General features: G+C 66.3%; 2 protein-coding genes. Both read right to left on the minus strand.

Annotated elements, in window-relative coordinates:
• Positions 1-1,203: hypothetical protein (locus VF649_RS10655; RefSeq protein WP_331011934.1), on the minus strand; the 1,203-nt coding region annotated here is incomplete at its 3' end.
• 16 nt (positions 1,204-1,219) lie between these two features.
• Entirely contained in the window at positions 1,220-1,429 is a 210-nt protein-coding gene (locus VF649_RS10660; protein ID WP_331011935.1) for a hypothetical protein, read from the minus strand.
• Positions 1,430-1,701: the final 272 nt, after the last annotated feature.

Below are 1,701 nucleotides of genomic sequence, written 5' to 3' on the forward strand. Positions count from 1 at the left end.
ATCGGGGCGGCGGCACAGATCCTCGTAGAACCGCTCGGTGAGCGCCGGACGTTCGTGGATCGCGCCGTTGTAGACGAGGTTCATCATCCCCCGGAACCCGCCCGGCAGGAGGTAGGTGGTCGCGAAATCGGCCGGCCCGTAAAGATCGAGATAGCCGATGCTCTCGTAATCGTCGTGGACGACGAACACCGCCTCTTGTTCGGTAAGGTCGGTGCATTGGATGTGGCCCCATCCGCTGCAGTTGAGGATCGCAATCATGCCCGCGATCCGATCCTCGCGGGTCCGGCACATCGGCTCAACCAGCGCCGCCCATTCGGGGGAGCGCCAGATGCCGCCGAAGGTCCTGAAGCCGCAGCGATGACCGGCTTCCTCCAGCAGCGTCTCGACCAGCGTGCGGCCCTGCGAGCCGTGGCACCGGATCGTCTCGCGCAGCGTCTCGAAGCTGACCCGATCATAATAGCGATGCGGTTGCCAGGTGATCATGACGTCGAAGTTGCGGACCAGACCCGCATCGACCTCCGCCGCACCGAACAGCGGCAGCGATCGGATCGCGGCCCGCACCGCGTCGGCGTCGATGTCATGATCGATCTCGCGCACCCGGGACGGCGCAGCCGATAGCGGGCCGAGACCGACGCCGCCGTCGAACAGCGTGAAATTGGCATCGCCCGGGCAAAGCGTGAAGCGACTGGCGGGGCCGCCCGTCACCGCGCCGCATTCGTCCTGCCCGACGCGGAAATGATCCTGCGGCAGATCGTAGATCGCCGCCGCCGCACCGGCGAGCCAGCCTTGCGTGACGAAGCCGACCGGCGCGTCCGATCGGCCGAATTGCGCGCGCCATCCTTCCGCATAATGCTGGCTGGTGGAGCTCACGGTGCCGCCCGCCTCGCCGATCATCGCGAAGTCGAGCGTGCCGAGCCCCTGCCAGCTGTACAGTCGGCTGGCGAAGGCCTTGCGCTCTTCGACGCTTACGATGCCCTGCTGCGCGAACAGCGCGGAGAGTTGCGCGAACGCCTGTTCGACACTGGCGCCGATTAACAGCGGTTCGGCATCGATGATCCCGCCGGCATCCTTCCAGATCGTCCGCAGCAGATAGTTGTTGTAGTAATTGCAGTGCAGGATGTGCGCCCGGTCGGCGCCAGGCTTGCCGACGATCACGCGGCCATGGGCGTCATCCATCGTCACCGGAAACTGCGGGGGGGTCATCGCGCGTTCTCCACCGTCATAACGGGCATGGCTTGCCGGCGACGACGCCGGCTTCGCGACGCAACGCCGCCAGGAATTCGGGCGAGCATTGAGTATCGCGCCGGATCGCGCGCACGCTGAGCTTCTCGCGCGAGGTCGCTTCCATCATCCGTACGTCGAGCCGCGCCAAGGCGAGTACCTCGCCATTGTTGTCGAGCCAGTGGATGATGTCATAGGCAGCCGACATCGGCGATCTTCCGGATAAGTGTTCAGCCTCATCATAGGAGACCGTGCATTGCGCGGGTCCGGGAGGCGGCGAAACCGTGACGGTCCGCGCCGGGGTGACGATCGCCGCGACGCGGGTTATGGCCCGCGCATGACCGAACTCACCAAGACCTTCGACCCCGCCGCAATCGAGGCGCGCTGGTATGCGCATTGGGAAGACCGGGGCCTGTTCCGCCCCGAGCGGCCCGGCGCGGAGCCGTGGACGATCGTCAATCCGCCGCCCAACGTCACCGG

This window comes from Sphingomonas sp. (assembly GCF_036387535.1).
GTDB lineage: Bacteria > Pseudomonadota > Alphaproteobacteria > Sphingomonadales > Sphingomonadaceae > Sphingomonas_R.

Excerpts from the sequence above, each read along its gene's own strand:
- VF649_RS10660 (WP_331011935.1), bottom strand. The coding sequence starts at position 1,429 with ATGTCGGCTGCCTATGACATCATCCACTGGCTCGACAACAATGGCGAG.